General features: G+C 48.1%; 29 protein-coding genes. 20 read left to right on the plus strand and 9 right to left on the minus strand.

Annotated features, from left to right (window positions below; translation table 11 throughout):
* Window positions 1–207: 207 nt before the first annotated feature.
* A complete protein-coding gene (locus BZG81_RS07455) occupies window positions 208–747 on the minus strand; it encodes a hypothetical protein (RefSeq protein WP_077677085.1) in 540 nt (179 codons plus the stop codon).
* A 286-nt stretch (window positions 748–1,033) separates the two neighbouring features.
* Here BZG81_RS07455 and aroG point away from each other — a divergent pair, with 286 nt between their 5' ends.
* Window positions 1,034–2,116: a 3-deoxy-7-phosphoheptulonate synthase AroG gene (aroG, locus tag BZG81_RS07460; protein WP_077460733.1), complete on the plus strand. Its 1,083-nt coding sequence runs from the start codon at window positions 1,034–1,036 to the stop codon at window positions 2,114–2,116.
* A gap of 110 nt (window positions 2,117–2,226) precedes the next feature.
* On the opposite strand, the gene BZG81_RS07465 is transcribed toward aroG, so the two are convergent.
* On the minus strand, window positions 2,227–2,658 hold the full coding sequence (locus BZG81_RS07465) for a DUF3069 domain-containing protein (RefSeq protein WP_077677086.1): 432 nt from the start codon (window positions 2,656–2,658) through the stop codon (window positions 2,227–2,229).
* A gap of 13 nt (window positions 2,659–2,671) precedes the next feature.
* Window positions 2,672–3,127: a bactofilin family protein gene (locus tag BZG81_RS07470; protein WP_077661612.1), complete on the minus strand. Its 456-nt coding sequence runs from the start codon at window positions 3,125–3,127 to the stop codon at window positions 2,672–2,674.
* Window positions 3,128–3,361: 234 nt separating this feature from the next.
* On the opposite strand from BZG81_RS07470, the gene BZG81_RS07475 reads away from it, so the two are divergent.
* From BZG81_RS07475 to BZG81_RS07535, 13 genes are all read left to right on the plus strand, one after another.
* Window positions 3,362–4,006 carry a YceH family protein gene (locus BZG81_RS07475; protein ID WP_077677087.1) on the plus strand — a complete coding sequence of 215 codons (645 nt, stop codon included), beginning with the start codon at window positions 3,362–3,364 and terminating at the stop codon, window positions 4,004–4,006.
* 6 nt (window positions 4,007–4,012) lie between these two features.
* Complete coding sequence (locus BZG81_RS07480; protein ID WP_037367758.1) at window positions 4,013–4,264, plus strand: GIY-YIG nuclease family protein; 252 nt, start codon at window positions 4,013–4,015, stop codon at window positions 4,262–4,264.
* A gap of 137 nt (window positions 4,265–4,401) precedes the next feature.
* Entirely contained in the window at window positions 4,402–5,355 is a 954-nt protein-coding gene (locus BZG81_RS07485) for a YbgA family protein (RefSeq protein WP_077460736.1), read from the plus strand.
* Window positions 5,345–6,175 carry a MerR family transcriptional regulator gene (locus BZG81_RS07490; protein ID WP_077677088.1) on the plus strand — a complete coding sequence of 277 codons (831 nt, stop codon included), beginning with the start codon at window positions 5,345–5,347 and terminating at the stop codon, window positions 6,173–6,175. The genes BZG81_RS07485 and BZG81_RS07490 overlap by 11 nt, the downstream gene beginning before the upstream one ends.
* The gene (gene phrB / locus BZG81_RS07495; RefSeq protein WP_077677089.1) at window positions 6,166–7,605 is read left to right on the plus strand and encodes a deoxyribodipyrimidine photo-lyase; all 1,440 of its coding nucleotides are present in this window, start codon (window positions 6,166–6,168) and stop codon (window positions 7,603–7,605) included. The genes BZG81_RS07490 and phrB overlap by 10 nt, the downstream gene beginning before the upstream one ends.
* Window positions 7,605–8,045: a nuclear transport factor 2 family protein gene (locus tag BZG81_RS07500; RefSeq protein WP_077677090.1), complete on the plus strand. Its 441-nt coding sequence runs from the start codon at window positions 7,605–7,607 to the stop codon at window positions 8,043–8,045. Before phrB ends, BZG81_RS07500 begins: the two co-directional genes overlap by 1 nt.
* Window positions 8,042–8,767, plus strand: coding sequence for an SDR family NAD(P)-dependent oxidoreductase (locus BZG81_RS07505; RefSeq protein WP_077677091.1), 726 nt, complete (start codon window positions 8,042–8,044; stop codon window positions 8,765–8,767). The genes BZG81_RS07500 and BZG81_RS07505 overlap by 4 nt, the downstream gene beginning before the upstream one ends.
* A gap of 3 nt (window positions 8,768–8,770) precedes the next feature.
* Window positions 8,771–10,030 (plus strand): NAD(P)/FAD-dependent oxidoreductase, encoded by a 1,260-nt coding sequence (locus tag BZG81_RS07510; protein WP_037367761.1) that lies wholly within the window; start codon window positions 8,771–8,773, stop codon window positions 10,028–10,030.
* The gene (locus BZG81_RS07515; RefSeq protein ID WP_198532308.1) at window positions 10,027–10,773 is read left to right on the plus strand and encodes a DUF1365 domain-containing protein; all 747 of its coding nucleotides are present in this window, start codon (window positions 10,027–10,029) and stop codon (window positions 10,771–10,773) included. The genes BZG81_RS07510 and BZG81_RS07515 overlap by 4 nt, the downstream gene beginning before the upstream one ends.
* Window positions 10,774–10,775: 2 nt before the next feature.
* On the plus strand, window positions 10,776–12,017 hold the full coding sequence (locus BZG81_RS07520) for an SAM-dependent methyltransferase (protein WP_025744576.1): 1,242 nt from the start codon (window positions 10,776–10,778) through the stop codon (window positions 12,015–12,017).
* 3 nt (window positions 12,018–12,020) lie between these two features.
* The gene (locus BZG81_RS07525) at window positions 12,021–12,539 is read left to right on the plus strand and encodes a DUF2878 domain-containing protein (protein WP_077677092.1); all 519 of its coding nucleotides are present in this window, start codon (window positions 12,021–12,023) and stop codon (window positions 12,537–12,539) included.
* A complete protein-coding gene (locus BZG81_RS07530; RefSeq protein WP_241827371.1) occupies window positions 12,536–13,075 on the plus strand; it encodes a chalcone isomerase family protein in 540 nt (179 codons plus the stop codon). The genes BZG81_RS07525 and BZG81_RS07530 overlap by 4 nt, the downstream gene beginning before the upstream one ends.
* Window positions 13,072–13,620, plus strand: coding sequence for a DUF3833 domain-containing protein (locus BZG81_RS07535; RefSeq protein ID WP_077460741.1), 549 nt, complete (start codon window positions 13,072–13,074; stop codon window positions 13,618–13,620). Before BZG81_RS07530 ends, BZG81_RS07535 begins: the two co-directional genes overlap by 4 nt.
* Before the next feature lie 14 nt (window positions 13,621–13,634).
* Here the strand turns inward: BZG81_RS07535 and BZG81_RS07540 are convergent, their stop codons facing one another.
* Window positions 13,635–15,266 (minus strand): DUF2813 domain-containing protein, encoded by a 1,632-nt coding sequence (locus BZG81_RS07540; protein ID WP_077661524.1) that lies wholly within the window; start codon window positions 15,264–15,266, stop codon window positions 13,635–13,637.
* A gap of 212 nt (window positions 15,267–15,478) precedes the next feature.
* Here BZG81_RS07540 and BZG81_RS07545 point away from each other — a divergent pair, with 212 nt between their 5' ends.
* Window positions 15,479–16,396 (plus strand): LysR family transcriptional regulator, encoded by a 918-nt coding sequence (locus BZG81_RS07545; protein WP_025744581.1) that lies wholly within the window; start codon window positions 15,479–15,481, stop codon window positions 16,394–16,396.
* Between the two features lie 53 nt (window positions 16,397–16,449).
* On the opposite strand, the gene BZG81_RS07550 is transcribed toward BZG81_RS07545, so the two are convergent.
* Window positions 16,450–19,143: a bifunctional acetate--CoA ligase family protein/GNAT family N-acetyltransferase gene (locus BZG81_RS07550; protein ID WP_077677093.1), complete on the minus strand. Its 2,694-nt coding sequence runs from the start codon at window positions 19,141–19,143 to the stop codon at window positions 16,450–16,452.
* A 285-nt stretch (window positions 19,144–19,428) separates the two neighbouring features.
* Between BZG81_RS07550 and BZG81_RS07555 the strand changes: the two genes are divergently transcribed.
* Both BZG81_RS07555 and BZG81_RS07560 read left to right on the plus strand, forming a co-directional pair.
* Entirely contained in the window at window positions 19,429–19,935 is a 507-nt protein-coding gene (locus tag BZG81_RS07555; RefSeq protein ID WP_077677094.1) for an SPOR domain-containing protein, read from the plus strand.
* Between the two features lie 178 nt (window positions 19,936–20,113).
* On the plus strand, window positions 20,114–21,118 hold the full coding sequence (locus BZG81_RS07560; protein ID WP_077677095.1) for a D-alanine--D-alanine ligase: 1,005 nt from the start codon (window positions 20,114–20,116) through the stop codon (window positions 21,116–21,118).
* On the opposite strand, the gene BZG81_RS07565 is transcribed toward BZG81_RS07560, so the two are convergent.
* The gene (locus BZG81_RS07565) at window positions 21,119–22,072 is read right to left on the minus strand and encodes a tyrosine-type recombinase/integrase (protein WP_077677096.1); all 954 of its coding nucleotides are present in this window, start codon (window positions 22,070–22,072) and stop codon (window positions 21,119–21,121) included.
* A gap of 209 nt (window positions 22,073–22,281) precedes the next feature.
* Here BZG81_RS07565 and BZG81_RS07570 point away from each other — a divergent pair, with 209 nt between their 5' ends.
* Together BZG81_RS07570 and yciH are read left to right on the plus strand one after the other, a co-directional pair.
* Window positions 22,282–22,650, plus strand: a complete 369-nt coding sequence (locus tag BZG81_RS07570; protein WP_077460747.1) for a DUF3319 domain-containing protein — start codon at window positions 22,282–22,284, stop codon at window positions 22,648–22,650.
* Between the two features lie 68 nt (window positions 22,651–22,718).
* Window positions 22,719–23,042, plus strand: a complete 324-nt coding sequence (gene yciH / locus BZG81_RS07575; RefSeq protein WP_077460748.1) for a stress response translation initiation inhibitor YciH — start codon at window positions 22,719–22,721, stop codon at window positions 23,040–23,042.
* A 57-nt stretch (window positions 23,043–23,099) separates the two neighbouring features.
* Here yciH and BZG81_RS07580 read toward each other — a convergent pair whose 3' ends face one another.
* The 3 genes from BZG81_RS07580 to BZG81_RS07590 all read right to left on the minus strand — a co-directional run bounded on the left by BZG81_RS07580 (window position 23,100) and on the right by BZG81_RS07590 (window position 25,804).
* Window positions 23,100–23,990: a TPR end-of-group domain-containing protein gene (locus BZG81_RS07580; RefSeq protein ID WP_236719515.1), complete on the minus strand. Its 891-nt coding sequence runs from the start codon at window positions 23,988–23,990 to the stop codon at window positions 23,100–23,102.
* A 721-nt stretch (window positions 23,991–24,711) separates the two neighbouring features.
* Entirely contained in the window at window positions 24,712–25,398 is a 687-nt protein-coding gene (locus BZG81_RS07585) for an RES family NAD+ phosphorylase (protein WP_077669200.1), read from the minus strand.
* Between the two features lies 1 nt (window position 25,399).
* On the minus strand, window positions 25,400–25,804 hold the full coding sequence (locus BZG81_RS07590) for an antitoxin Xre-like helix-turn-helix domain-containing protein (RefSeq protein ID WP_025744909.1): 405 nt from the start codon (window positions 25,802–25,804) through the stop codon (window positions 25,400–25,402).
* Window positions 25,805–25,955: 151 nt separating this feature from the next.
* Between BZG81_RS07590 and BZG81_RS07595 the strand changes: the two genes are divergently transcribed.
* Window positions 25,956–26,984 (plus strand): Gfo/Idh/MocA family oxidoreductase, encoded by a 1,029-nt coding sequence (locus BZG81_RS07595; protein WP_077460760.1) that lies wholly within the window; start codon window positions 25,956–25,958, stop codon window positions 26,982–26,984.
* Window position 26,985 lies beyond the last annotated feature (1 nt).

The following is a 26,985-nucleotide window of genomic DNA, read 5'->3' on the forward strand; positions in this document are numbered from 1 at the left end:
CACCATCGTTATACCCTCCGACAGTCCTCACGTACAATGACGACGAGCGTCAGACGTGAGTGTTACACCACGCACTAAAGACGCCCACTTTTTACCAGAGTGGTACGCCTCTACGTTTAGTTTAGCTTAGATTAAAATTTTCACCAGCGAGAGAAGATCACACTGGTATGATCACGCTGTAGAAGAAGAGCAACGAATCACAGGCTATTAATACAGGTATCTGACTGAGAAAATCAAGCGGTTTTGCTCTAAACCATTAGCACGCCAGGTCGCGCCGAGAGATAACGCTTCTGTTGAGTGAAAACGACCACCAATTTCGACAAGGCTGGTGCTATCGTCTTGGTCAAAAATAATCGAACCGACATAAAGGTTCGCCTCAAAGGGCGGTGCGATCCAGGCTCGCATACCACCACCGATGACCGTCGCCAAATCGCCGGCATCATGCCTGTCATCCTCTGGGCGTCTAAACCACGCACCTTCAAGTTCGCCGTATAAATCAACAAATTCGTTAATAGGAGCATGAAAACCAACCCCGCCAGAGGTATACCAGTCCCCTTCAAATTGCGTATTCCCTTTGACGACAAAATGCGCCCCTTCGGTAAACGTAAAACGTGCTAAACCACCCAGCCCACTAGGATTGCCTAATGCATTGACTTGAATATGGTTATAGTCAAAGTTGGTCGCCTGGGCGGTTGGAACCCAAAGGCATATCGCCAAGAGTGCGCTAGTGGTTAGGCGTGTGATCACGTCATTTACTCCTTTTATATTTAATGATCAGTGTAATAGCTTCTGTATGACAAGTGCAATAACGAGGTCGTGTTTGCAGTGGGAATTCTCTTGTCGTGCACCGCAACGGAAATACTGCCTATTTCTCCCTGTCAATTTTTTTAAAACATTGATGACTACTTCTCTGTAAAAAAATATTTGCACACGCAGAGATGTCAGGTTAGCGTAGACGTGTAACCATAAGAACGTAAGCCCATCAGTGGCCGCATTAGCGCGTAAACGATAAAAGCAAACACAGGACAAGCCCATGAGTGTACACCCAACGGATGACGTAAGAATCCAGCAAATAAAAGAACTTCTTCCGCCGATTGCTGTATTGGAAAAGTTCCCCGCAACAGAGGCGGCAGAGCAGACCGTCGTAAACGCCCGTCAGGCGATTCACCGAGTGTTAAACGACGATGATGATCGCTTGGTGGTTGTGGTTGGTCCTTGCTCGATTCACGATCCAGATGCCGCGCGAGACTACGCACGTCAACTTAAGCAATTACGTGAAACCTTAAGTGAGGATCTCGAAGTTGTCATGCGGGTTTATTTTGAAAAACCACGCACTACCGTTGGATGGAAAGGTCTGATTAATGACCCTTATTTGGACAATAGTTTTAAAATTAATGATGGCTTACGCTTAGGGCGCAAACTGCTCCTCGATATCGCCGATACTGGCTTACCTGCAGCGGGTGAGTTTCTCGATATGATTACCCCACAATATATGGCGGATTTGATTAGCTGGGGAGCAATCGGGGCGCGAACGACAGAATCTCAGGTGCATCGTGAGCTAGCGTCAGGCCTGTCTTGTCCGGTGGGGTTTAAAAATGGAACGGATGGCAATATAAAAATTGCCACGGATGCGATTCGCTCTGCCAGTGCCCCTCATCAATTTCTGTCTGTGACCAAGTATGGCCATTCAGCGATTGTCGCGACGGCCGGTAATGAGGACTGCCATTTGATTTTACGCGGGGGCAAAGTGCCAAATTACAGTGCCGGAGACGTGGATCAGATTTGCAGCGCGTTGACGGGCGCGGGACTGCGTCAAAAAGTAATGATAGATTTAAGTCATGCAAACAGCAGCAAACAGTATCAAAAACAAAAAGACGTCTGTGAAGATATCGCGGGCCAAATCGCCGCTGGAAATCAGGCGATTTTCGGTGTGATGATTGAAAGCCACCTGGTCGAAGGTCGACAAGATTTAACGGATGGTCAGTCGCTTACCTATGGTCAAAGCATCACAGACGGCTGCATTGGTTGGGATGATACCGAGAAGGCACTACACCAGTTGGCAGCAGCTGTTCGAGCGCGTCGAGAAAAAGCGGCTCGTCTTAGTGAGTCTGCCTAATTGGTTTGTTCGCCGAGGAAAAATGTTCGTCGATAAAAAAAGCCCCCAGCGTTTGGGGGCTTACTCTTAACGACCAAGGTTAGCGGCTAGCGCTAGCCGTCTCTATCTCTTTATTTTTGAAAAATCGCTTGGAATTCGCGTTTCAAGCCCGGCTTTAAGCGTGCTTGTTTAAGCTGTTTAGCTAAATCTTTGACACAAGAGCTAAGTACATCGTCGAGTACTTGGGCTTTGTAGTTTTCTTTCGCCTCGTCAGACATATCACTTAAGTCGACTTTCTCGAGTTCGCTCAGCGCATCGATACCTGCATAACTTTGGCTAATCGCAACGAGCGCATGAAATTGGTCATAGTTATCGAGAATATTTTGTGCGCTGGCAGGCAGTATTTCCCACGCTTCTTTGACACTTGAACTAGAAGCATCATGGACAGATGCGATCATTGCGTATATGGCCTCAGGCGCTTGCTCATAGCGAATCACGCACTGCAGCTCTGGGGAGAAGCTTTCAAAACTGACTTGTGTTGGGTTTGCATCGGTATCAGACATACACCGATTCTCCTTATGATTTTTTAGATGAGGAAGAGCGTGTTTTATGATCGGTGTGGTGCGCGTCCGGATCCTGTTTGGTCTCAGCACGATTCTGTTCAGGCAGTGGGACAACGGTATCCGTTAACAAGGTAGCTCGGTTTTCGCCGGCGAGTAGGCCGCCTTTTTCAATGGTTAATTGTTCGGTGTTAAGTACGCCTTTCATTTTTCCTTGTGAAAGGATATCGATGGCATCGGCATCACACTGACCTTCGATTAACCCATTGATAGTGATATGTTTAGCGTGAATGGTACCGCGAAAATGGCCAGAAGCAGAAATAACAACAGCATTGGCTTGAGTAATATTTCCCTCTCCAAACCCATCAATTTGAATGTCACCTTCAAGATCGATATCACCCACCACTTTGCAGTTTTTGGCAATGATAGATAACCCATGATTTGGATGAGATTTTGAACTAAACAGGCCCATGTCGTGCTCTCCACATACTTCATTTCGTCAAAGTATACCATTAGCCACGCTTTGATGGAGGATGATCGGCGGATAAGCGCGTGATAAAGATGTGATCCCGCTACCAGTATTCGGGGTTGCTGAGTGGCTCGTGTGTTCCCTAAGGCAGTGAACAGCGATTGCTTGCATCACCGTCAATTGATATAAAGCCAATCATTTAGCCGAATAGAGACATCAACTATGTCCATCTCTACTATGTCAATACAGCTTTCCCCGTACCAACAGCGTATTATTGGCTGCTTGCTTGAAAAAGAAGTCACGACGCCAGATCACTATCCGCTGACTTTAAATGCGCTGACCACCGCAGTGAATCAGAAAAGCAATCGCGATCCTGTTTACGATATGTCGGACTCAGACGTGCTGGATGTTATCCATCAGTTGGAAGAAGCAAGGCTTGTCAGCCCGCAAGAGGGGAGCGGAAGTCGTGTGACAAAATACCAGCATCGGTTTTGTAACACGACATTTGGTGACTTGACGTTTAGTGAACAGCAAAAAGCCATTATTTGTGTACTGTTACTGCGTGGCGCGCAAACACCCGGAGAACTAAGAACTCGAACGCAACGTTTGTGCGCCTTTGATGACATGGCGGACGTCGAAGCAACACTGACAAGCATGGTTGAGCAACAGTGGGTGCAAAAATTACCCCGTGAAGCGGGTAAGCGAGAATCACGGTACAGGCATTTGTTTACCGATGCGTCGATTGATTCGTTGATGCATTCAGAGGATGAATCAGAAGCGGTTGGCGCGTCTGATAACGTCTCCCTTTCTCAACGTGTCACGGCACTCGAGCAAGAGGTATCAGAGCTACGTCAACTGTTAGGTACACTGTTGGGGCAGTAATTGAGCATGGACACGCCTTGGTTTGTGTATTTGATTCGAACGCGTCAAGGCCACTTGTATTGCGGTGTTACCACTAACGTTTCTCGTCGTTTCGCACAGCATTCAGCCGGAAAAGGCGCCCGAGCATTGCGAGGTAAAGGTCCACTATTATTGGCGTGGCAGTCAGAGCCCATGGAAAAACGGGCTGCGATGCAACGCGAATGGGAGATTAAACAGTGGCCTAAGGAACGTAAAGAAGCGTTATGCCTTCAGCAATAGCACGTCGCTTTGATTCTCTTAAATTGTACAAATAAAAAAATTTGTACAATTTTGATCTATCCTCTACCTTTACTTGTACAAGATAATATAAATGTACAAGTGCGGCACCCGTCGCACAGTGAGTGTAGAGGTAAGGCATGTCGTTTCCAGTTGGTGTAAGCGCCTGTGTGATCGGTGAAAAAGTCCGCTTTGACAGTGGCCATAAGCGGAGCACATTCGTCACGAAAGAGTTAGGTCCTTATGTGGATTTCGTGCCCGTGTGCCCTGAAGTGGGGATTGGTCTTCCTGTTCCCCGTCCGGCGATTAGGCTGGTCGATAAAGGCGATCTTTCTGTAAAGCTTGTTGAAACCAAGGATCAACAAAAAGACTACACGGATAAAATGATCGCGTTTAGTGAGCGTAAAGCGGAAGAGCTGGAACACAAAGCACTCCGCGGATACATCGTCTGCGCAAAGTCACCAACGTGTGGCATGGAGCGGGTCAAAGTGTATCGCGAAAATGGCTACGCCTCTGATATTTCAGGGGTTGGCTTGTACACGCAAGCACTGATGGCGCAGATGCCTTGGCTACCTATAGAAGAAGATGGTCGCCTTAATGATCCTATCTTAAAAGAGAATTTCGTGTTCCGTTTGTTCGCGCTCGATGATCTCTATAAAAGTGTGGAAGGTGGCGTCACTAAAAAAACTCTAGTTGATTTTCATTCCCGATACAAATTGGTGTTGATGGCACACTCGCCCGAACGTTATCGCGAGTTAGGGCGTTTTATGGCGAACATTGGGCATTACGATATCGATGCATTCTTTGAACAGTATCGGACCGCTTTTATGCAGGCGATTGCCATTCGCGCTACCCGTAAAAAGCACACCAATGTGCTAATGCATCTACAAGGTTATTTTAAAAATAATCTCGATAAAGGCCAAAAAGCAGAATTGGCGAACCTTATCCACGCCTATCGTCAAGGCACCATGCCATTACTGGCGCCTTTGACCTTAATTTCACATCATTTACATAATCATCCCGACGATTATCTGGCCAATCAAGTCTATCTCAAGCCATACCCCGACGCACTGAGGTTACGTTATGGCTTGTGAGGGATCCCACACACTCACTATTAGTCAGGTCGCAGAGCAAACGGGCGTTAATCCTGTGACCTTACGCGCTTGGCAGCGTCGTTATGGCTTATTGTCACCAGCAAGAACCGCAAAAGGCCACCGTTTATACAGTGACGATGACGTCAGCACGATTGTGAGCATTCTTCAGTGGTTAGACAAAGGTGTGCCAATTAGCAAGGTGAAACCTTTGTTGGTGCAAACGTCCGCATCTATCGATGTCCAAGACAACGGTGTCGCTCGAGATTTGATCGATTGTATTCATACGTTCTCGGTGAGGCGCCTTAGCCAAAGTTTGGACCAACTCTTCAAAGAGTATCCCTTTTACTGGTTGGTCGAGCATGTCATGACACCCGTCGATCAATGGCTCAGTCATCACGATGGAGCGGTCAGTATGCTACAGCGTGATCTTTGGCAAACCACGGTGATTGAACAGTGCCGGTCGGTGATCGCCGCGAATGCCAAGAGAAACACGCGAGCAACTTGTTGGTTGGTATCGCTCAACCCAATCAGTGAGTATCAACGTTTGTTAATGGCGGTAGCTCTTCACGAAAAAGGTTACAACGTCACTATACTTTCACAGGCACACAGCCAGTTAAGTTTGATTTTAGAGGTCATGCGCGAGCAGCAAATTAAAACACTGGCGGTGATGGCAAACCATCGACTTGATCGTACGCAGCTTAACCAACTACGTCTTTGTCTGTCGCAAAATGAGATTGAGGTGGTGAGCCAGGCATTCATTTACTCCGTACACGGTGACGAGCTCGAGGATTTGAGGGAGAACAAGACGTTATGCATCTAGTTTGGTTTCGGCGCGATTTACGTGTGTTAGACAACTTGGCGTTGAGTGCCGCGAGTGCGTCATCTAGCCCTGTTGTCGGGATTTTTATCGAAACACCACAGCAGTGGGCTGAGCACCAGCTTGCACCCACACAAGCCGGACTTATTCAAGCACGGCTCGAAGCGCTGCGTGAGGAGCTAAAAGCACTCAACATCCCATTAGTGGTTGAACGGGCGAATGATTTTACTGAGGCGGCGCGGACAGTGGCAGAGTATGCCACACAAACAGATGCACAAGCGGTATTTGCCAATCATGAGTACGAGCTCAATGAAGTCAAACGAGATGAACGCGTGCAGGCTGATTTAGCTGCCCGAGGGATTGCTTGGCATACCTATGTCGATCGCAATTTATTTGCCCCTGGAACGATAAAGTCAGGCAAGGGAGAAGCATACAAAGTGTTTACCCCGTTTAAAAAAGCGTGCTTGCGCGCGCTTGATAACTTGGACTTATCGCCCCGTAGAGCGCCGTCTGTGCGAGAAGAAACATCTGTGGTGAGAGACATCTTTTCTCAACTCGCCCCGATTGAGTTTGTCTACCCAACCGTAGATGTCTCTGCGTGGGTGAGTGACGAAAAAGGGATCCTTGATTGTTTGCGCGAATACTGTCGCGAGCGAGCGGCAGATTACAAAAAGCACCGTGACTTTCCTGCGATGGATGGCACCAGTCAGCTTTCCCCTTATCTCGCCATCGGCGCCTTGTCACCACGACAATGCTTAGCCCGACTTCAGGCGGAAAACGGCGATTGGCGTGAGCCTGATACCGGCGCTGCTACCTGGTTGTCTGAGCTTATTTGGCGAGATTTTTATCAAGAAGTCAGCGCGCAGAACCCTGCAATTAGCAAGCGGCAGTGTTTTTTAAGCTGGGGAGAGTCGGTGGTTTGGGAAAACGACTCAACCTTGTTTGAGGCGTGGAAAAACGGAAAAACGGGTTATCCGATTGTCGATGCCGCCATGCAGCAACTGAATCAAACCGGCTGGATGCATAACCGCTTACGAATGATCGTGGCGAGCTTTTTAACCAAAGATTTGCTGATCGACTGGCGCTGGGGCGAAGACTATTTTATGTCCAAACTGATTGATGGCGACTTTGCATCAAACAATGGCGGTTGGCAGTGGTCGGCATCTGTCGGCACCGATGCGCAGCCTTACTTCCGGATTTTTAACCCAACAACACAAGGAGAGCGGTTTGATAGTGATGGCCGTTTTATCCGCCGCTGGATTCCGGCTTTAAAATCGGTGCCTGGCAAGCATGTTCATCAACCTTGGCAATGGGCAGAAAAGTACGCTCAATCAATAGATTATCCACGACCTGTGGTTGATCACGCGAAACAAAGAAAGAAAGCGTTAGCCTTATTTGAAGCGGCTAAAAACCAGCCTCAGGAGTCGTTTTAATGGCACATCATGAAACACAAGCCGGAGTGAAGCAGTTTGTGTCTATTTATAAGGCATTAAACAAACGTAACTTAACGTCATTAGAAACTCTTTATCATCCAGAGATCGTGTTTCGTGACCCGGCACATGAGATTGTCGGACTGGCAGCCTTCATTCAGTATTTTACTGTGCTTTATGAGAATGTTACTGACTGTCAATTTGTTATTCATCACACCACGGTCGAAGACGATGACGCATTTGTCACCTGGACCATGACACTCTCGCATCCAAAGTTAGAAAAAGGCAAAGCGCGTCAGGTTCAAGGTTGCTCTCACTTGCGCTTTAGCGAGGGCAAAATTATCCGTCATCGTGACTACTTTGACATGGGCGAAATGCTGTATGAAGCATTGCCTTTACTCGGGCGCTTACTGAAACAGATTAAAACGAGGTTAGGACAATGAAACACGTAGTGATCACAGGCGCGACCTCTGGCATTGGCGAACAGTTGGCTCGAGATTATGCGCGACAAGGCTGGCAAGTCACCGCGTGTGGGCGCAATCAAGACAAACTGTTTGCAATGGCAAATGATCATGCCTCACTCACCCCCTTGGCGTTTGACGCGACCGATAGTGAACAAACCCATCAGGCATTGGGCAAACTCAGTATGGCCCCAGATTTGATCATTTTAAACGCGGGAACCTGCGAATATATCGATCAAGGTCGGGTCGATGTGTCGTTGTTTAAGCGCGTGTTTGATATCAATGTCTTTGGTGTGCTCAATTGTATTGAAGCATTACAAGCGGGTTTTAGTGATGCGACCCATCTTGCGATCGTGGGTTCCTCTGCCAGTTACATGCCGCTACCCCGAGCAGAAGCTTATGGCGCCTCCAAAGCGGCGATCAGCTATATCGCCAATACGTTATCCGCCGATCTTGCTCAGCAAGGAGTGACAGTGTCACTTGTTTCTCCTGGTTTCGTGGAAACCCCGCTCACGGACAAAAATGACTTTGCTATGCCGATGCGAGTCAGTGTTAAACAAGCCTCAGCGGCGATCCAGTCTGGATTAGCCAAAGGCAAGACAGAAGTGCATTTCCCACGAAAATTCACATTTATTCTTAAATTTTTAGCGCTACTGCCTATGTCTTGGCAGATAGCCCTTGCTCGACGTATGACAAGGAACTAAACCATGAAAATTGCCATTATTGGTTCGGGCATTGCCGGGTTAACGTGCGCCCATTACCTTAACAAACAACATGATATTCAGTTATTTGAAGCGAATGACTACCTCGGTGGTCACACGGCGACCGTTGATATTGAGGTCGAAAGTGGTCAATACGCGATTGATACCGGCTTTATCGTCTTTAATGACAGAACTTATCCAAATTATGAGCGCTTGCTCAATGACATCGGGGTTGGACGTCAGCCTTCACAAATGAGTTTTAGTGTGCGCAACGATGCAAACGGCTTAGAATATAACGGCCACAGCTTGTCGTCGTTGTTTGCGCAAAAACGCAATATCGTTAATGTACGTTTTTATCGCTTTCTGGCCGAAATCATGCGCTTTAATCGTCTCGCACGTGACGCTTACGCAGCGAAAGATAGCGCCTCGTCTTCATCATTGAATACCTTAGGGGATTTCCTTAACCAACATGGGTTCAGTGATTATTTTTGTCAAAACTATATCTTACCGATGGGGGCGGCCATTTGGTCGTCAACGCTGTCGGATATGCGTGGATTTCCATTAGCCTTTTTCCTACGGTTTTTCCAAAATCATGGTTTGTTAGATGTAACGAATCGACCGCAGTGGTATGTGATACCAGGTGGTTCACGCGAATACGTGAAAAAACTGACACCGGCTTTTGCCGATAAAATTCATCTCAATACGCCGGTAAAACAGGTTCGACGTGATCAAGGCGCGGTCTATGTCACCACGGATAAGGGCGAGCAGGTGTTTGATCAGGTGGTATTCGCGTGTCATAGCGATCAAGCGCTTGCTATGTTGGCCGATCCCAGTGATGCAGAGCGTGACGTTCTCGGCGCCATTCCTTATCAAGATAATGAAGTGGTGCTACATACGGACACCTCTCTGTTACCTAAGCGACAAGGTGCATGGGCGAGCTGGAATTATCATTTGCCCTTGTCAGAAGAAATAGACACGGATCCGGCAGCTTTGACCTACAATATGAATATATTGCAATCAATTCAGTCGCCTGAGACGTTTTGTGTCACGCTCAATCAAACACACAGAATAGAACCCAGTAAGATTTTACGTCGTTTTGTGTATGCACACCCAGTGTTTAATACCGAGAGCGTCGCAGCACAGCAAAAGCGTCATCAGATTAATGGCCAACAGCAAAGCTGGTTTTGTGGCGCGTATTGGTATAACGGTTTTCATGAAGATGGTGTTAAAAGTGCACTTGACGTGGTGGAGGGCATCAATTCGTGACTGAGTCGGTTGTAACTTTGAATAGCGGTTTGTATGTCGGCCAGGTCCGGCATCGGCGCTATACACCGATCAAACATACGTTCACGTATCCTGTTTTTATGCCGTTGATTGACCTAGACGAACTGGCATTACTGTCGTCACAGGTTACGGGGTTCCGGCTGGGTAAATGGGGCTGGGCGGCCTTTGATTATCGAGACTATTTAGATGGGCGAGAAGATACCAAAGCGGCGTGTCTTGACAAGGTATACACACTCACGGGCGAGCGCATAGAAGGAAAAGTTTATGCGCTGTGTCAGCTGCGTTATCTCGGCGTGTATTTTAGTCCGGCGAATTTTTACTACGTCTATGATCACGACAATAACTGGCGCTACGTGCTTGCAGAAGTCAGTAACACCCCTTGGGGCGAACGCCACTATTACGCGGTTCCGGCCGGTACGCGTTGGGAAAATGATAAAGCGTTTCATGTGTCGCCGTTCAATCCAATAGAACAACGCTATCATTGGCGTCTTCGTCCTCCCCGCGAGCGCGTGCACTTGCATCTTGAAGCGCACCGCGAAGCCAAGGAGTTTGACGCGACACTTGGCCTACAACGACGGCCTTTTACCTCAAAAACATTGGGTAAGTTATTGATCCGGACACCGATAGAGACAGTAAAAGTTCTCATTGGTATTTATTGGCAAGCGCTCAAACTTTGGATAAAGGGCGCACCGTTTTATCCGCACCCGGGTGCGAAGAAGGAGTAATTATGTCTGTAACGGACGTACCTCAAAGTCAACGCACATTGACGCGTAAAGAGCATTACGCGAAGCAGTTGGTTTATACGTTAATGGCACACGTCAAAGATGCTTCCATTTCGCTCGTTGATGAGCAGGGTCAGACCTTGCAGTGCGGAGATCCTCAGGCACAATTACATGCATCAGTCTTAGTCCATGATCCACGTTTTTATACTCGGATTTTGACCGGTGGCAGTATTGCAGCCGCCGAAGCTTATATTGAAGGCTGGTGGGAATCGCCCAGTCTAACCGACGTGATTCGGGTCTTTGCTCGTAATTTGCCGGCGATTGATCGGATAGAAAAGCACACGGGTTGGTTGGTGAGCCTCGGTCATAAACTGGCACATTGGCGCAATCGTAACGAGAAAGACACAGCACGCCGCAATATTGCCGCGCATTATGATCTTGGCAACGATCTGTATCGTCACTTTCTCGATGATCAAATGCTGTATTCCAGTGGGATTTATCCGGAAAAGGAAGCCTCACTAGAAGCCGCGCAAATCGAAAAAATGGATCGTCTCTGCCGACAACTGTCGCTAACGCCTGATGATCACCTGATCGAAATTGGCACAGGTTGGGGTGGCATGGCGATCTATGCCGCAAAGCATTACGGCTGTCGCGTTACTACCACCACCATCTCGGAAGAACAGCATGCTTGGGCACAGGCGTGTATTGCACGAGAGGGGTTAGATAATCAGATCACATTGCTTAAAGAGGATTACCGCGATCTGACCGGCGAGTACGACAAACTTGTCTCGATAGAGATGATTGAAGCGGTAGGCAAAGAATACCTAGATACCTTTGTGCGGAAGTGTCAGTCACTACTCAAGCCGAGTGGTTTGATGGCGATTCAAGCGATTACAATAGCGGATCAACGTTATGACCATTACAGTCGCAATGTCGATTTTATTCAAAAGCACATTTTCCCGGGAGGGTTTTTGCCCTCGGTAAACGTCTTACTTGATCACTTCACCGCCCAAACGGACTTTGTGATGCGGGATTTAAAAGACATTGGTTTGGATTACGCGCAAACGCTAGCTGACTGGCATACCCGGTTTAATCAACAAGCAGAGACCTTGCGGGAATACGGATACGACGATCGTTTTGCGCGCCTGTGGCGTTTTTATTTTTGCTATTGCGAAGGCGGCTTCAGAGAGCGAACCATCAGTGCAGTCCAGCTGTTGCTCAGTCGTCCGGCTTGGCGAGAGGCCTAAATAATGCGTTTTGTGTTGATCTCTTTATTGTTCAACGTGTACTGGTTTTCGGCGGCTATCGGGCCGCCGAGTTTACAATGGTTGATGGGAGCGATGTTACTGGCTGCGATCGCCTATGATCGTACCGTGATCGCTGGGATCTTAACCCTTGCCCCATTAGGCATCATTGGTGACAGTGTGATGCTGTATACGCAGTGGTTAGCTGTCGACACCAGCTCACTGATCATGCCTTCTTGGCTTATTTTACTTTGGTTGGGTTTTTGCGCCTTTGCGTGGCTTATGCGTGAACTCGTGCTCGCTCGGCCAATTTGGTTGATCACATGCATTGGCAGTGTGGGGGGAGCAAGCAGTTATCTCGCGGGAGAGCGACTCGGTGCATTATCATTCCCGCAATCCTTTTGGATAACGGGCGTGGTATTACTCGGCGTTTGGGCGATATACAGTGTGTTATTCGTTGCCTTAATGCGTTGGTTACAACACAAAGTAGAGGCGCGAATGGCGGCAACAAGGGGACAACAATGACAGGATGGAAAGCACTTCTCGCCAGCCTCATTCTCACCATGGCAACTTCCGTGCAAGCTGAGCAGCCAACGACCGGCGGCCCGATGGCCTGGCAGCAATGGCCCGAAGTGGGGGAAGCGACCTTAACTTGGGGCTGGTGGACGATTTATCAATCGTCATTACGCACGCCATCAGGCGATTACGAACCACCATTACCTCATGCTCTGGTGATCACGTATGCCCGTGATATTAGCGACGAGCGCTTGATGAAAGCCACTAACGACCAATGGGCGCATTTAGGTTATTCGGCTTCACAACGTGAACGCTGGCAAACTGCGCTTAATGATGCGTGGGGCGATATTGCCGAAGACGATCGACTTGCGTTTGTTCGCTACAAGGACAAAGGCGTTTTCCATTATCAATCTCAAGGGCAAGATTGGCGCACCACATTAGTGATCGATGACACAGATCTAGCCGACGCCTTTTTAGCTATCTGGTTATCAGAAAACACAGAGTACCCCGATCATCGACGCGCATTATTAGGAGAAGCATCATGACAAAGTGGACCCGCAGTTTTAACCGGGCATGCCTTACCCTTGCAAGCGTTATCATGCTTGCTGCTTGTTCGGCGGATATTGATGATTATCAAGATCGTGAGCCGGCGTTCAACATGTTCGAGTATTTTGATGGACATACCAAAGCGTGGGGCATGGTCCAAGACTTTACAGGGGAGCAAACCCGCCGCTTCGAAGTGGATATTGAGGGAACGGTCGACGGTGACACGCTCACATTGGATGAATCGTTTATCTATGCGGACGGAGAAACCCAAACGCGCGTGTGGACGATTACGCGTCATCAAGATGGTACTTATACGGGGACGGCTGGCGATATCGTCGGCGAGGCAAGGGGTGTCGTTGCGGGTAATGCCCTGAATTGGCGCTATGATTTAGTGGTGCCTGTTGGCGAGAGTGAATATCAGTTCCACTTTGATGACTGGATGTTCCGTCAAGATGATGATCATCTCTTTAACGTGACCTCGATGCGAAAATGGGGCATTGAAGTGGGCAAAGTGACGCTGTTTTTCCAACGCGTCGAACAATAAGTGTGTTTGAGGCGTTATCCAACGCCTCTAGCTAGCCCGATGGCACGCTGAATAACCCAACGGAGCAGTTTAGGGATCGGCGTATTCAGCTCATTTTCTGTATAAGCAATAATGGCCAGGGCGGCATCGGGTTTTGCGTAGCGCTTTAACGCCTTGGCGATGATACGCTTATCGTTCATGTGCGGCTGCTGGCTCGCCACGCCAGCCATCTCGCGAAACAACGGCTCATAGCCATTGTTATATAAATAATGCTCAATATCTCTATCGGGCAGTACCGTCAGTCTTGCTCCTTCGGGCTGATGCTCGATTTGTCCTCGCGCGGTGGCTGCGTACTTCTTTCCTGCCATATCACCATCGGCGACAAGGTGCCATTCAATGCCCAGTGCCTTGGCGGTCTTGATGAGTGGCCTAAGTCCGCTTTGTGCAAACTCAATTAAATGGACACCTTCCGCTGCAAAGTCATAACCTTGTAATCGTGCAAGCTCATTAAATAGCCAGATTTCAGTTTCACCTTCAACCAATAACCAGCAGCGTGCGAACAGTGCGCTGGGACGATGAAAGCGAACGTGGAACGTGACACGCCGACGTTCATCTTGCGTCAGTAGATGAGAAGGGACTTGATGGCTACGTGTTTCCGTGGGATGGCGTACAAGCCGGCGAATATGATCGAGCTGAACGCCAGCCAACAAATCACCGCTATTGGTGGTCAACAGTTTTTGCATAGGCATGAGTTGGATGAGGCGCCATGCCTGATTTAAAAGTGTGGGGTGTAGCCGACCTTCAGGATCTTCAAACAACATAATAGGTCGGGCATTGCGTTTGAGTTGTTTCGGGCCACGCGCCCGCACAAATGCACTCAGTAACCCCATTAATACGAGCCGGCTTTGGTTAGATGTATTGGCGGCAACCGCTTCTAAGGGGTGCATTTGATTATGGGTAATCGACAGTGCGCCAGGAGCATGAATGGGATAGGGGGCGCGGCTATGCTCGTCAGCGGCAAAATAGTGATCGAGTAGCTGACGCATTGCATGCAGACCACTTTTGATTTCCCCTTTGTTAACGTGCCCAGGCATCATTAATAAACGGCGATAGGTATTATCTAAACGTTGCTCAACCCGCGTATTGTCTTTATTGACCATTTGCCCAGGTACCCGCATACGTCGGGCATCACGTACCCTGACAACGGGGTGGATCTGCATTAAATGGCTTGCGAGCGCATCGTTGTCGACCTTTTCAATTATCTCTCCCTGACAAGACAAGAATACACGCTGTACCGAAACTTTACTTTCTTGCATGGTCGCGTTCAGACAGTAATCTAAAGTTCGGCAACCGGCATTTTCACCGTTCCAGAGCGGCTTAAAACGACGATAACGGCGAGCTTTATGCTCTCCTGGAAAACTTTCCTGCCAACGGAGAATAATCTGAAATTGTTGTTCTGGTGCGACGCCAAGGGCATGGTCAACATGAAAGTCAGAGCGTTTAAACTGAGGTTTATCGCCACTGGGATGGAGTGCGAGCTCCAGTGCATCCAAAAGAGACGATTTCCCCCATGCGTTTTCGCCGATCAGCACGGTGAGTTCATCGACTTGGAGTGATAGGCGTCGGATGCCACGGAAGCCTGCAATTTCTATACGGTCTAATCTCATTGTCACCTCTGTTTTAGAGTATGACACCTTGACGAAAAAGGAAACGAAATCGATGGTTATTTTGTGCTATATGCCTGATTTATCGTGACTAACACATAATGCTTCCTCACGAGTGATTGCCCTTCGATTTACCATAGGGTGGCAAGGTAAACCCTGATATAGTGTGTAGATCTGTTACGTGCCCTTTTTAGGGTGATCATCGAGAGAAAATTATGTTGTCGTTTGAAGCCTTACACGTTCTTGATGCCATTGAGCGAAAAGGCAGTTTTGCTGCTGCCGCTGAGTCGTTGAATCGTGCGCCCTCATCGCTGAGCTATCAAGTACAAAAGCTTGAAGACGAACTTGGGTTAGTGATTTTTGATCGTTCAGGCCACCGTGCGACGTTTACTGATGCCGGCCATTTATTGGTTGAGCGAGGGCGCATGTTGTTAAAAGCGGCAGATGAAATGGTGGCGGATGCTGCATCATTGGCTCATGGCTGGGAGTTGGAAATTTGTCTTGCCTACGATGGATTGTTTAAGAGCGACTTCTTTTTTCCGCTGATCGAGCGTTTAGCTAAAAAGAGTAGTACACGACTGAAACTGTCTGAGCAAATACTAGCAGGCTGTTGGGAGGCGTTAGCACAAGAGCGCGCAGATGTACTGATTGCGCCGATCCCCGATACTGTGCCTCAAGGGATAAAAGTACAGCCGCTGGGAGAAATGAGCGCCTATTGGGTTGCCGCTCCCGACCATCCGATACATAAAGAAGCGCGCCCGGTTGAACCCGATGTTCGCGCCAAATACCGTGGCGTCGCGGTTGCTGACACGGCGCGAGGTATGCAGCCGAAAACCTATAATGTGCTGGAAAATCAACCACGCTTAACCGTCAGTTCCATGCATGACAAATATACGGCTATTTTGAATGGCCAAGGCATCGGGACGTTGCCCTGGTTTTGGGTCCAAGACGATCTCAACGCCGGACGTTTAAAACGCCTAAAAGGGGGAGAGCCGTTTCAGCTCAAGTTCGGAGTAGCCTGGAAGCGCAATCGAATGGGCAATGCTAAATCCTGGTTAGTCAGACAGTTGCCCAATTTACTTGCGCCTTACATGCAAGCAGGCGACATACCGATTAATAAGTCCTCGTCTTGAATGAAGAAGGCGCTGGATTGAATTGACCAGCTTTGGTCGCGCGTTGTCTTCGCTTACGCGTTGGATGATAACGGCAGTTGCATATCGACGATGCCATCGGCCATTTGCACATCAATACTAAAGCCGCATTTTTGTGCGAGTGCGATCATCCCTCGATTATTGGGCATGGTCATCCCGGTGATGCGTGATAGGCCTGCCTGGCGGCCATAGTTAATAATGGTGTTCATAAGCACACTGCCGAGACCAACACCTTTTAAATCAGAGCGGACTAAGACCGCAAATTCGGCGTCTGTATTTTGAGGATCGGCCAATAAACGCGCGACTCCCCAGATTTCTTCTCTCCCGGAAGATAGTTGGAACGTGGCCACTATCGCCATTTCACGGTCATAGTCAATTTGAGTCAAATTCGCCAACGCCTCATGATTTAGCTCGCCAACGTCAGAGAAAAAGCGGCGGTATAGATCCTCTTCAGACACTTTTTCGACAAAGGCCTTATGCGTCGGCTCATCTTCGGGAAGAATAGGACGCAGCAGAATGGTTTGTCCGTTTTTAAGCGTGACCGATTGCTCCAATTCTTTAGGGTAAGGCCGAATAGCTAAGCGCTTTTGTTGGCTACCCGCGTAATCTCGTAACCGCAGCGATGCATCCAAAACCGTGAGTTCCTCGCCAGCGACCAGAAGTGGGTGGATATCGAGCTCATCGACTTCCGGGCAATCAATGATCATTTGTGACAATGTCACTAAAAATTGACATAGACGCGGTACATCGATAGCAATAGGAAAGCCGCGTTGCTTGATTTTACCGCTTTTAATCGCGCCTATCACAAGATAGCGCGCCAGTGCCATATTCAGCGGCGGGATCCCGACTGCCGCATCTTTGGTGACATCCCAATCAGAGCCGCCTTCTCCGAGTAAAATGATGGTACCAAAAACGGGATCATTACTGATGGTAACGCGCAGCTCCTGTGCACCCGCTCGCGGAGCCATCGACTGTACCAATAATCCTTGGATGTGGGCGTTGGGAAAAGTGACAGACACGCGATCAAGGATCGCTTGAGCGGCATTAGCGACTTCCGCCCCTGTACGTAAATTCAACATTACGCCTTGTACATCTGATTTATGACGAATATCGGAAGAGCGAAGCTTCACGGCAACAGGATAACCAACTTGTTCGGCAATTTGGGCGGCTTCTACCGCGTCGGTCGCGAGCCAGGTAGATATAACCTGCATACCATAAGCTTCTAAAAAGGGTCGTACCTCATGGGTCGTTAGGGTGAGATGCTCAATGTCTTCTGCTTGTTCGATAAACGCCCGTGCGGCCAATAAGTCATAGTCCATGAGTCCAGTCGAGGTAGGGGTTTCCATTAATTGCTTTTGGTTGCGCCTATACTCAACTAAGTGCATATAAGCAGTCACGGCGCTTTCAGGTGTTCGATAGGTTGGGAAGCCGGCATGCGTGAACGCCAGCCGGGCGACTGTGGCGTCGTCTCCCTCTCCTTGCCAATTCGTTAAAATATTAAAGCGCCGCGCGCGAGGGTTTTCTTTTAATGAATGAATGATGGCTTTGGCGGTCGCCAGTCCAGGTGCCGTGACCGATGGGGAATGCATGATCAAAACCGCGTCGGCCTCATCACTGTTTAACATGATATCTATTGCCGCTTGGTAACGCTGCGTGTCAGCATCTCCGACCAGATCAATGGGGTTCGTATGCGACCAGCTTGCAGGCAAGACCTGATTTAGGGCGTCAAGCGTTGAGTCACTCAAGGTCGCTAGCTTACCCCCAGCATCCATCAGCGTGTCAACCGCCATTACTGCCGGCCCACCGCCGTTAGTGATAATCGCGAGCCGTTCTCCACGTAAAGGAACGGAGTGAGACAGCGTCTCGACCGCGGCAAATAACTCGTGCGTGTTGTTCACACGTAACATCCCAGAGCGACGAATTGCAGCATCGTAAGCGGCATCTAACCCTGTACTGGTCTGACTAAGTTGCTCAAGAGCAACAGATCCACCGCGGGTACGACCACTTTTCAATACGAGAATACGACGATTCCGGGCGGCTGCTCGCGCAGCGGAGATAAAGCGTCGTGCATCACGAATTGAATCGACGTAGAGCAAAATCGCGTCGGTTTTACTGTCGCGACACAAAAAGTCGAGTAATTCGGGGAAATCAATATCACAGGCTTCGCCCAATGAGATAAAGGTTGAAAAGCCAATACGTTTATTTCGCGCCCAGTCCAAAATAGTGGTACAGACGGCAGCCGATTGAGAGACAAAAGCAATGTTTCCTTTGTTGGCCGGCACAGGTGCAAAGGATGCGTTAAGGTTAAGCCATGGTAAAATCATGCCCAAACTATTGGGGCCAAGCACGCGCATGGTGTATCTCTGTGCCACCCGTTGCATTATCGCGTACTGACTTGTGCCGAGTGAGTCGAGCTGGCCGCGCATCCCGGCTGCGAGCACAATGACGAGCTTAACGCCTCTTTCTCCCAATTGTTCGATAAGCGCTGGCGTCGCTTCACCACGGGTACAGAGAACAGCTAAATCGGGGACAAGTGGCAGGTCCGCAATCGTTTTATACGCCAAAATGCCGGCAACCGCTTGATACTTAGGTGTGACAGGCATGATAGGGCCTTGAAATCCACCGGATTGTAAGTTGCGGGTGATAACGTAGCCTGCGCGGTCGCTGCGGTCGGACGCACCTATAACCGCAATAGATTTAGGCTTGAGGAGTTGATCGATGCCGGCCATAGTTTCCTCCGAAAAAGCGTCGCCCAGCGTCATCAACGGTGGGCACATCAATTGGTTAAGCTCTGAAGCCAGTCTATCGGTTCAGCGTTGAAATCAACGGTCTTTTTTAACGCAATGTGATCTGGGTGTGGCAGAAACTGGCTGTTACGATACACTCAAGCTCGTCGTTTAACGTTCTATCTGTGAGCTATCACCGGAAACCTTATGTAACAGGTTAACTTTTGGTTGAATGGCTATTGGGTCGGGGGCACAATGAAACAAATTTGGATAACTGACAGAATCACAATGAAAAAACTGGGCTTACTTGCAGTTGCGCTGCTGCTATCAGGATGCAGTGGTGGTGGTGTGACCACTGAAATTTATAGTCAGACCATTGAGTCAACCGATACGCGCGAGACTGTGAAAACCTCGGCACCACAACCGAAAGAGCGATCCGCATCGAAAGAACGATCTGCATCGAAAGAGGAAGCGGCGCCAGCGCCGAAAAAACAAACCGTAAAAACATCAAGCCAGGGCCCAGGGTATACCATTCAAATTGTGGCACTTAGCCATGATCGCGGGTTTAGTGATTACGCCAAACGGCTTCCAAGTAACAAGCCACTTTGGAGCAACAAGAAAATGGTAGACGGCTTACCTTGGTATACCTTGTTGTATGGTGAATATTCATCACGAGATGCAGCGAAGCGTGCCATTAAGGCTTTACCGCAAACCATTCAGCAGTATGGTCCTTTTGTTCGTGACATCGCAGACATTAAGCGTTCATCAACGCCTGAGATGACACGCGTTAACTAGTCGAATCTCCGCGCCTGTTAATATAGAAGCTGGCTCTTGGGTCAGCTTTGAACAAACCCGCAGCAATCAAACACCAAAATACCAACAAATACGCGTCGATAGGTGAAAGCAACGTCGCATTTGACTACTATGGCGGTATATTCAGGTAACGTGTTAATGCACGTGGTGAGAGAAAATTATGACGAAACTAAACCTGCTTTTACTGTGCGGTGGCGGTGGTGCGGAGCACGATATCTCGCTCGTTTCTGCGCAGTATATTGAATCACAGCTAGCGAAGCTCCCTCGAGTCAATGTCCAAAAAGTCGAAATCACCCAAGAGGGATGGCATCTTGACGATGGTATGCGCTGTCACCTTGATACTGATGGCATGCTTTGTAGCAAGGTTGAGCATAGGCAAATTCATTATGTGATCCCTTGCTTCCATGGTTTTCCCGGCGAGACGGGGGATATTCAGTCACTACTCGAGATCACCGGCCTGCCTTACCTAGGATGCGGCCCGGAAGGTAGCCAAATTTGCTTTAATAAAATTACCTCGAAGTTGTGGTTTGATGCCCTCGGCATTCCGAACACACCCTACGTGTTTATCACCGATCAAAGTGACCAAAACATGGCACGTGCGTCTGCCTTTTTTGCTGAGCATCAAGGCGTTTTCGTCAAAGCGGCCAGTCAAGGATCCAGTGTAGGCTGCTATCGTGTTACTGAAGAAGAGCAGCTCTCAACATGCATTGCAGATGCGTTTACGTTTTCTGACCAAGTATTGATCGAAAAAGCGATTCAACCGCGTGAATTAGAGGTGGCCGCGTTTCAGGTTGGCGACGAAATTATTGTCACCAAGCCGGGTGAAATACGCTGTCCAGAGGGGAGTTTTTATACCTTTGAAGAGAAATACAGCGAAGGGAGTTCGAGCAATACACAGATTGAAGCACTCGACCTTAGCGAGGAACAAGTTGCCTGTATTCGCGACTATGCCCATCAAGCGTTTAAGCAACTGCGATTAAAGGACATGTCGCGCATTGACTTTTTCTTGACTGAGAACGGTACGGTACTCGTCAACGAAATTAATACCTTTCCAGGTATGACGCCCATTTCCATGTTCCCTAAATTGGTCGAACATCATGGGTTAGCATTTGATGAATATCTCGCATCACGTATCACCCATGCAACGGGACGGCGAGTAAGCTAGTTATTCCGTCAGCTTCTTATGTCGGTATCGCGCTTTAGCTTGTTCACTTGCTATCGTGTTACCGACATATTGCGCCGGCATTGCGGGGCTTTTCCAGCGGCCAAGATGCTGGATTTGTTTTATTGTCATTCCTTTATTGGCAAGTGCACGGCTTGCACCGACGCGAGGCGATTGCCCAGAAAAAGTAACGGATTCACCCAGCAAGCGACTCGCGCGTCGAAAGACCCGATAAATCGATGACGGGTCTAATGCGGTCTCACCTAAATGGCCATGTTTGTTGATTCGACGAAGTAGGGGGCCATGATTCATTCCTGTTTTATCCAACCACTGGGCGACTAACATCGCTGTTTGCTCACTCAATGCTACCCGTTGATCTCTAACTATTATGAACGTTTGGGTGCCTTGAGTAATCAGATCGTCTGTGGTCAGTGCGGCAAGTTCACTGCGTTTAAGCAATCCTTCATAAGAAAGTGACCATACAAGCCGATCTCTCAGATCTTGCAGTCTTTGCGAACTGGCGAGTTGTTCATTGAGTTGTATCATGTGCTGAGCGTGAAAGGGGGTGGCTTCTTTACTTTCCGGTAACTTTGCCTGAAGTAATCGAGCCATGGCGTATTTTACTTCGCGATGTTTACTGGGATCACGCTGTTGATGTAGTCGATGTACTAAACCGACGGTGACCACGACACGACGAATCGCCGATATTTTACGGTGTTGAGCCGCAAGCTCGGCAAAGCGACGCAAAGTCGTTATCGCACATGGCACGGCTGTGACCCCTTGGCCGTGACAAAAATCAGCAAATACGTGCCAGTCATTACGGTAACTGAGTAATGAATTACGACTGTAAGCGCCTTGTGTTAATAATTCCCACTCATCCAAACTGACTACGCCTTGATTGAAAAGGGCCAAGCTATCGGGAATATGCTTTGGTTCAAGCGGTAAAATCTTTTTCATAACGCACTATAACTTTATATGTTTGTTATCAGTCTAACACGCTACAATGAAAAATATTAGACTTATGTCCCATTACACTAGACCCTAAGTCCGTTAATGGTTTGGATTAATGAAATAATTCTAAGTAGGGCTGATAATAGTCTAAAACAGACTCAAGGCCGTAGTTCAATGCAACATGGCGTACACGGCTATTTGCGGGAGGAAAAAACATGACCCGACGCCTTTTTCATCGTGGTTATACGATTGAAAAGTCAGAAGGTGGCGATGAGGCCACAGAGGTTTACCGCGCTAGACTCGGGGGTAAATCGATATCTGGCAGTTTGCACAATGTGAAAAAATCAATCGAGTGGTGGGCTGACACCAGTATTCTTGTCGATCCCGCCGATTTTGATGATGAAGAGGATGACGTATCGTCAAAAAAGCAGGTGGAAGAATATAATGGTTTTCGTATTATGAACGACGATCCAGAAAAAGATGAAAAGGGCTGGTATATGATTGTCCGAGGCAAACTGATGAAGGGATCGCTACCAGGATTAAAGCTTTTTATTGATAAGAATGGAGAGCAGCTGCGCGGATAGTGACTGCCAACATAGCATTGCTTTTGATAGTATAAGTCTAAAATGTTCAACGAAGCAAAACTATCACCATGTCTGACGAAAACCGCTTAGTCTACTCAACAGAATCTGGAAAAATCAAAGAAACGCCCGAGAAGCCTCAACGCCCTAAAGGGGATGGCATTGTTCGTATCCAGCGCCAAACAAAAGGGCGCAAAGGTAAAGGCGTCAGCTTAGTCACTGGCTTAGACCTTGATGATGCTGAATTAAAACAGCTCGCCGCCGAACTCAAAAAAGTATGTGGTTGCGGGGGAGCCGTGAAAGATGGCGTGATTGAGATCCAAGGGGATAAGCGCGACAACATCAAAACGTACTTAGAAAAGAAAGGCCACACAGTCAAACTGGCCGGCGGGTAAAAAGAAAAACCAGGCAACATCTCATGCCTGGTTTTTTTTGTTTACGTTTTTTGTTGCTTAAATAAGTCCATCAGGGTCAATCAACAGATCAAACCGCTCGTGACCATGCAGTGATTCAAAGTCGGCCTCTTCTCGAGCCGCTTCACGCAATGAAGCACTTTCAGCTATCGCCAGCTCTAAGTCAGACACGGCTTGGTCCTCGGCACCTAACCTTGCATAAGCACAAGCGCGTTGGAATAGGGCATTAGCATTGCGCTCATCCACTTCCAAGACACGGTTACTAATACTTAGCGCCCAATGGTATTCACCCATTTCCATCGCGGCATCCGCTTTGTGAGTTAACGCTTCGAGATCACCAGGGCGGATTTTGAGTATCTCATTATAAATTTCCATCCGCTGCTCTGGCGTCTGCGAATGCTGCGCACGTAACCATAAGTTATGGATTTCGTTAATGCGTTCAATTTCTTTGTTATTTTCAGCAATAATGCGCGTTTTACGCTTCAAATCTCGCTCGAGCGCTTGGAACTTGCGCTCATATTGCTCTGCAATTTCAGATAACTGTTGATCCGCCAGTTCTTTGGTGTTGGTCTTAATATCACGTAACGACTGCCAGCCAACGAGGGCAATGAGCGATGCTGCGCCCGCGATGAGATAAAAGAAGTAGGTCACTGTCACATTAGCGTAGTTGAGTGACTTATCCGCCACGTCGAGCTCACGGTCGGTAATCTCTGTGACCATACGTTTTTCTAACGCTTGGAAATCGGTTCTTAAGTTCCGGATCTCATCCAAAACATACCTTTCCATCAATGGTTTATCGTAAATACTTTGCTCGGCGTACGATGTTGGCTCTTTGGCCGCCTTAGTATGCTTAACATCGTTTTCGTCCTGAGCTATCGCGCCAAAACTGGCTAACGCCACGAGCAAACACGCCCAAATGTGCGCTTTCATGGTTATCCTTATAATGAATGATCTAATGACTGGTGAACTGTAGCAAACCTTGCTGAACCTAAAAAGGTTAATGGGTGGAATTCGTCCGGAGCGAACCGTGATTTGTGTTCCCGGTACAGTAAACACCTGCTGTTCTGCTGTATTTTAGCCCAGCTTGACAACTGTCATAATGTCAGCCATTTTAGACGTATATAAGTCAAATTTAAATGACATGGTAGCTACGATGAACCGATCTATTTTAGATGTCGTCATGAACGCAGAAGGTATCATCGGAGCGAAGGGCTACCAGAGTTTGGCGGATTAACCGCAGAACAACTGGTTAAGCACGATCGAATGGATGCGGTCAGAGCCTACCTCAATCATACGAGCGAAGGCGGTTATGCTTAAAGACAAACCATGTTTGACCTATAGAAAAGCGTCGCTCGCGAAAAGCGGCAAATGTAGAGCTATTTACAGCTCATCACTGCGTGATTGAAGCATCTTAGGTCAAGCGGAGCATTTGAACTAAGYTGATTAAAGAAAATGGTGATTAGCTATTTTATGGTAAATAGTCAGTTATGTTGAATCATCGCATCAGAGTACTGAAGGGGGAGAGAAAATGGAGGTGAGGAGTCAAGACGCTTGTCTTATCGATACGATTCATCATCTGATAACCACTTTATTTAACATAACATACATAATGCGCACTTAAGATTGATTTATTAACATACAGCCGTACCGCTCAGTCTATTGCGTAAATCTTCTCAACCTGGCTGATTTCTTTCCCGTTCCAAATCATTTCTGCGTGGAAGCATTGGATAACATCGCTAACCACTTTTGGCGTAGACATCGCCCAGCAGATCCTCCCTTCATTTCGCACTGAGTGGTAGCGGATCCCTGATAATGTATCATTTTGCCGTACCTGGCGGCCAAGCATCTGTGCCGCAGAGTAATCAATCAGGTCGTAAATTGGATCTGTCATTGGCTTGTCGCACACATCAATCACCTTATTATCATCAAATGTGAAACGAAGCGCCCTAAACACCAAACGATCATAGTGAAGCCCATTAACGCCAGCCCAATACTTGCGCTGGTGATACATGACCTCCTTTACAGCGGTTTGTTCGGTGTCACCAATATAAAGCATCCCAAAGCTGCCATCAGCAAAGCGTGAGCCATCACGGTTAATGTGCGTAAAGGCGGCTACCGCATAGCTACGACCACGTTCACAGTGGTACGGGATTTCCTCCGGCTTAATCAGGGAAACATCACCCACTTCATCGAGAATACGTGGATTCGTCAATGCTTGCAGTTGATACATCACCTCAAAGTCTTCCGGATTAAGGACATAATCAAACAAATCAATCGTCGGGTACTTAGACGGAATGAGCCTATAACCTACCGCTTGATTTTCTCTCGCATTCGGCATGCTACCCCCATTGACCTGAACGTAACGCGTCGACACGACAGAACACTTCGTAAAGATCAGCGAATTTGCCGCTACTAATAATAGATAAAGGCGTCTGCCCTTCGAAGTAAGCGTTTTTGTTCTCCATCGACATGAAACCCTGAACGTTCTCTTGGTTATCGAAGATGATTCGAAGGCTACTGTGAATGTTTGCGATATAGCTTAAGCGCTCAAGCTGATCATCATCCATAGATATAGTGTCTGGGTTCGCCTTGTACTTTTGGAATGTAGACCTTGGCATGCGAAGAATTCGCTGCATGTCTGCGCCGGTACAGCCCCATCCTTCCATTATTTTTACAGCAGCTTTGAAGCCGACCTGAGCCATTCTCTTCTTGTCTGCCGCCTTTGGTGCTTGTGCTGCTGTCATATCATTCACCATTTTATGCTCACACACTCTCATTATGGACTTAATCTATAATTATATCCATATTGAGACAGAGAGATCTTGCACTTAGATTGATTGGCGTGTCGATGTCCGATAAAGTGCTGATAATACATCGTCAATGCGAGTACGCTTTATGATAAAAACAGCTTTGGTCGGTTTTGGCTTTTCTGCCAATACATTTCACGTTCCTTTTTTGAGTGCAATCTCTGAGTTCGCTATTTCAGCTGTTGTGTCCAGTAAACCCGAACAAGTTGCACAGCGATTGCCTAAAGCGGCTTGCTTTGACGACCTCAACACTTTACTCACTCAACAAACCCCAGATTTGGTGGTGATTACTACCCCCAACCACCTCCATTACCAACACGTTAAACAAGCATTAGAAGCCGGTTGCCATGTCTTGGTAGAAAAGCCTTTTGTGACCAATAGCCGTGATGGTCTCGAGCTAGCGGCGCTGGCCAAGCAAAAAGGCTTGGTGTTGTGTCCTTACCACAATCGACGTTGGGATGGGGATTTTCTCACCCTAAAAGGGTTACACCTAGCAGGTGAGCTTGGCGACATCAAAGTCATGCATTCCAGCTTTAATCGCTACCGCCCAGAAGTCCGCCAACGTTGGCGCGAATTGCCAGGTGAAGGCAGCGGAATTCTCTATGACCTCGGCTCTCATTTAATTGACCAAGCCCTCCATCTTTTAGGGGAACCGGATGCGGTATCCGGCACCTGTCGTGCGCTACGCCCTAGCAGCGAAACGACCGACTATTTTCAAGTGACGCTGCATTACCCAAACACAGAAGTAATTTTATCCTCCAGCCCTTACCGTTCAGGTACCACAGAACGCTTTGTCGTCCAGGGTGAAAAAGCGACCTTCAGTACCGTAGGGTTAGATATTCAAGAAGAGCAACTACGCGCGGGTTTGATGGTAACTGTCTCTGGTTTTGGTGAGCAAGCGTATCAAGGGATGCTCGAAGTTGGTGACAGCGTCACTCCTGATCCTCTCACCCTTGAAAACGGCCAATATCACCGCCTGTTCGATGGATTAGCAAAGGCAATTACCGATAACCAACCCTCGCCTGTTTGCCCAATTTCTGCAAGCAAAGTCATCTATGCTATTGAGCTGGCACAAACAGCCTCCGACACAGGCACTCGCCAACCTTGGCAGTTCTAAG

This window comes from Salinivibrio sp. MA607 (assembly GCF_001996245.1).
GTDB classification, from domain to species: Bacteria; Pseudomonadota; Gammaproteobacteria; order Enterobacterales; family Vibrionaceae; genus Salinivibrio; species Salinivibrio costicola.

Excerpts from the sequence above, each read along its gene's own strand:
- aroG (WP_077460733.1), top strand. The coding sequence starts at position 1,034 with ATGAGTGTACACCCAACGGATGACGTAAGAATCCAGCAAATAAAAGAA.
- BZG81_RS07465 (WP_077677086.1), bottom strand. The coding sequence starts at position 2,658 with ATGTCTGATACCGATGCAAACCCAACACAAGTCAGTTTTGAAAGCTTC.
- BZG81_RS07470 (WP_077661612.1), bottom strand. The coding sequence starts at position 3,127 with ATGGGCCTGTTTAGTTCAAAATCTCATCCAAATCATGGGTTATCTATC.
- BZG81_RS07475 (WP_077677087.1), top strand. The coding sequence starts at position 3,362 with ATGTCAATACAGCTTTCCCCGTACCAACAGCGTATTATTGGCTGCTTG.
- BZG81_RS07480 (WP_037367758.1), top strand. The coding sequence starts at position 4,013 with ATGGACACGCCTTGGTTTGTGTATTTGATTCGAACGCGTCAAGGCCAC.
- BZG81_RS07485 (WP_077460736.1), top strand. The coding sequence starts at position 4,402 with ATGTCGTTTCCAGTTGGTGTAAGCGCCTGTGTGATCGGTGAAAAAGTC.
- BZG81_RS07490 (WP_077677088.1), top strand. The coding sequence starts at position 5,345 with ATGGCTTGTGAGGGATCCCACACACTCACTATTAGTCAGGTCGCAGAG.
- phrB (WP_077677089.1), top strand. The coding sequence starts at position 6,166 with ATGCATCTAGTTTGGTTTCGGCGCGATTTACGTGTGTTAGACAACTTG.
- BZG81_RS07500 (WP_077677090.1), top strand. The coding sequence starts at position 7,605 with ATGGCACATCATGAAACACAAGCCGGAGTGAAGCAGTTTGTGTCTATT.
- BZG81_RS07505 (WP_077677091.1), top strand. The coding sequence starts at position 8,042 with ATGAAACACGTAGTGATCACAGGCGCGACCTCTGGCATTGGCGAACAG.
- BZG81_RS07510 (WP_037367761.1), top strand. The coding sequence starts at position 8,771 with ATGAAAATTGCCATTATTGGTTCGGGCATTGCCGGGTTAACGTGCGCC.
- BZG81_RS07520 (WP_025744576.1), top strand. The coding sequence starts at position 10,776 with ATGTCTGTAACGGACGTACCTCAAAGTCAACGCACATTGACGCGTAAA.
- BZG81_RS07525 (WP_077677092.1), top strand. The coding sequence starts at position 12,021 with ATGCGTTTTGTGTTGATCTCTTTATTGTTCAACGTGTACTGGTTTTCG.
- BZG81_RS07530 (WP_241827371.1), top strand. The coding sequence starts at position 12,536 with ATGACAGGATGGAAAGCACTTCTCGCCAGCCTCATTCTCACCATGGCA.
- BZG81_RS07535 (WP_077460741.1), top strand. The coding sequence starts at position 13,072 with ATGACAAAGTGGACCCGCAGTTTTAACCGGGCATGCCTTACCCTTGCA.
- BZG81_RS07540 (WP_077661524.1), bottom strand. The coding sequence starts at position 15,266 with ATGAGATTAGACCGTATAGAAATTGCAGGCTTCCGTGGCATCCGACGC.
- BZG81_RS07545 (WP_025744581.1), top strand. The coding sequence starts at position 15,479 with ATGTTGTCGTTTGAAGCCTTACACGTTCTTGATGCCATTGAGCGAAAA.
- BZG81_RS07550 (WP_077677093.1), bottom strand. The coding sequence starts at position 19,143 with ATGGCCGGCATCGATCAACTCCTCAAGCCTAAATCTATTGCGGTTATA.
- BZG81_RS07555 (WP_077677094.1), top strand. The coding sequence starts at position 19,429 with ATGAAAAAACTGGGCTTACTTGCAGTTGCGCTGCTGCTATCAGGATGC.
- BZG81_RS07560 (WP_077677095.1), top strand. The coding sequence starts at position 20,114 with ATGACGAAACTAAACCTGCTTTTACTGTGCGGTGGCGGTGGTGCGGAG.
- BZG81_RS07565 (WP_077677096.1), bottom strand. The coding sequence starts at position 22,072 with ATGAAAAAGATTTTACCGCTTGAACCAAAGCATATTCCCGATAGCTTG.
- BZG81_RS07570 (WP_077460747.1), top strand. The coding sequence starts at position 22,282 with ATGACCCGACGCCTTTTTCATCGTGGTTATACGATTGAAAAGTCAGAA.
- yciH (WP_077460748.1), top strand. The coding sequence starts at position 22,719 with ATGTCTGACGAAAACCGCTTAGTCTACTCAACAGAATCTGGAAAAATC.
- BZG81_RS07580 (WP_236719515.1), bottom strand. The coding sequence starts at position 23,990 with ATGAAAGCGCACATTTGGGCGTGTTTGCTCGTGGCGTTAGCCAGTTTT.
- BZG81_RS07585 (WP_077669200.1), bottom strand. The coding sequence starts at position 25,398 with ATGCCGAATGCGAGAGAAAATCAAGCGGTAGGTTATAGGCTCATTCCG.
- BZG81_RS07590 (WP_025744909.1), bottom strand. The coding sequence starts at position 25,804 with ATGACAGCAGCACAAGCACCAAAGGCGGCAGACAAGAAGAGAATGGCT.
- BZG81_RS07595 (WP_077460760.1), top strand. The coding sequence starts at position 25,956 with ATGATAAAAACAGCTTTGGTCGGTTTTGGCTTTTCTGCCAATACATTT.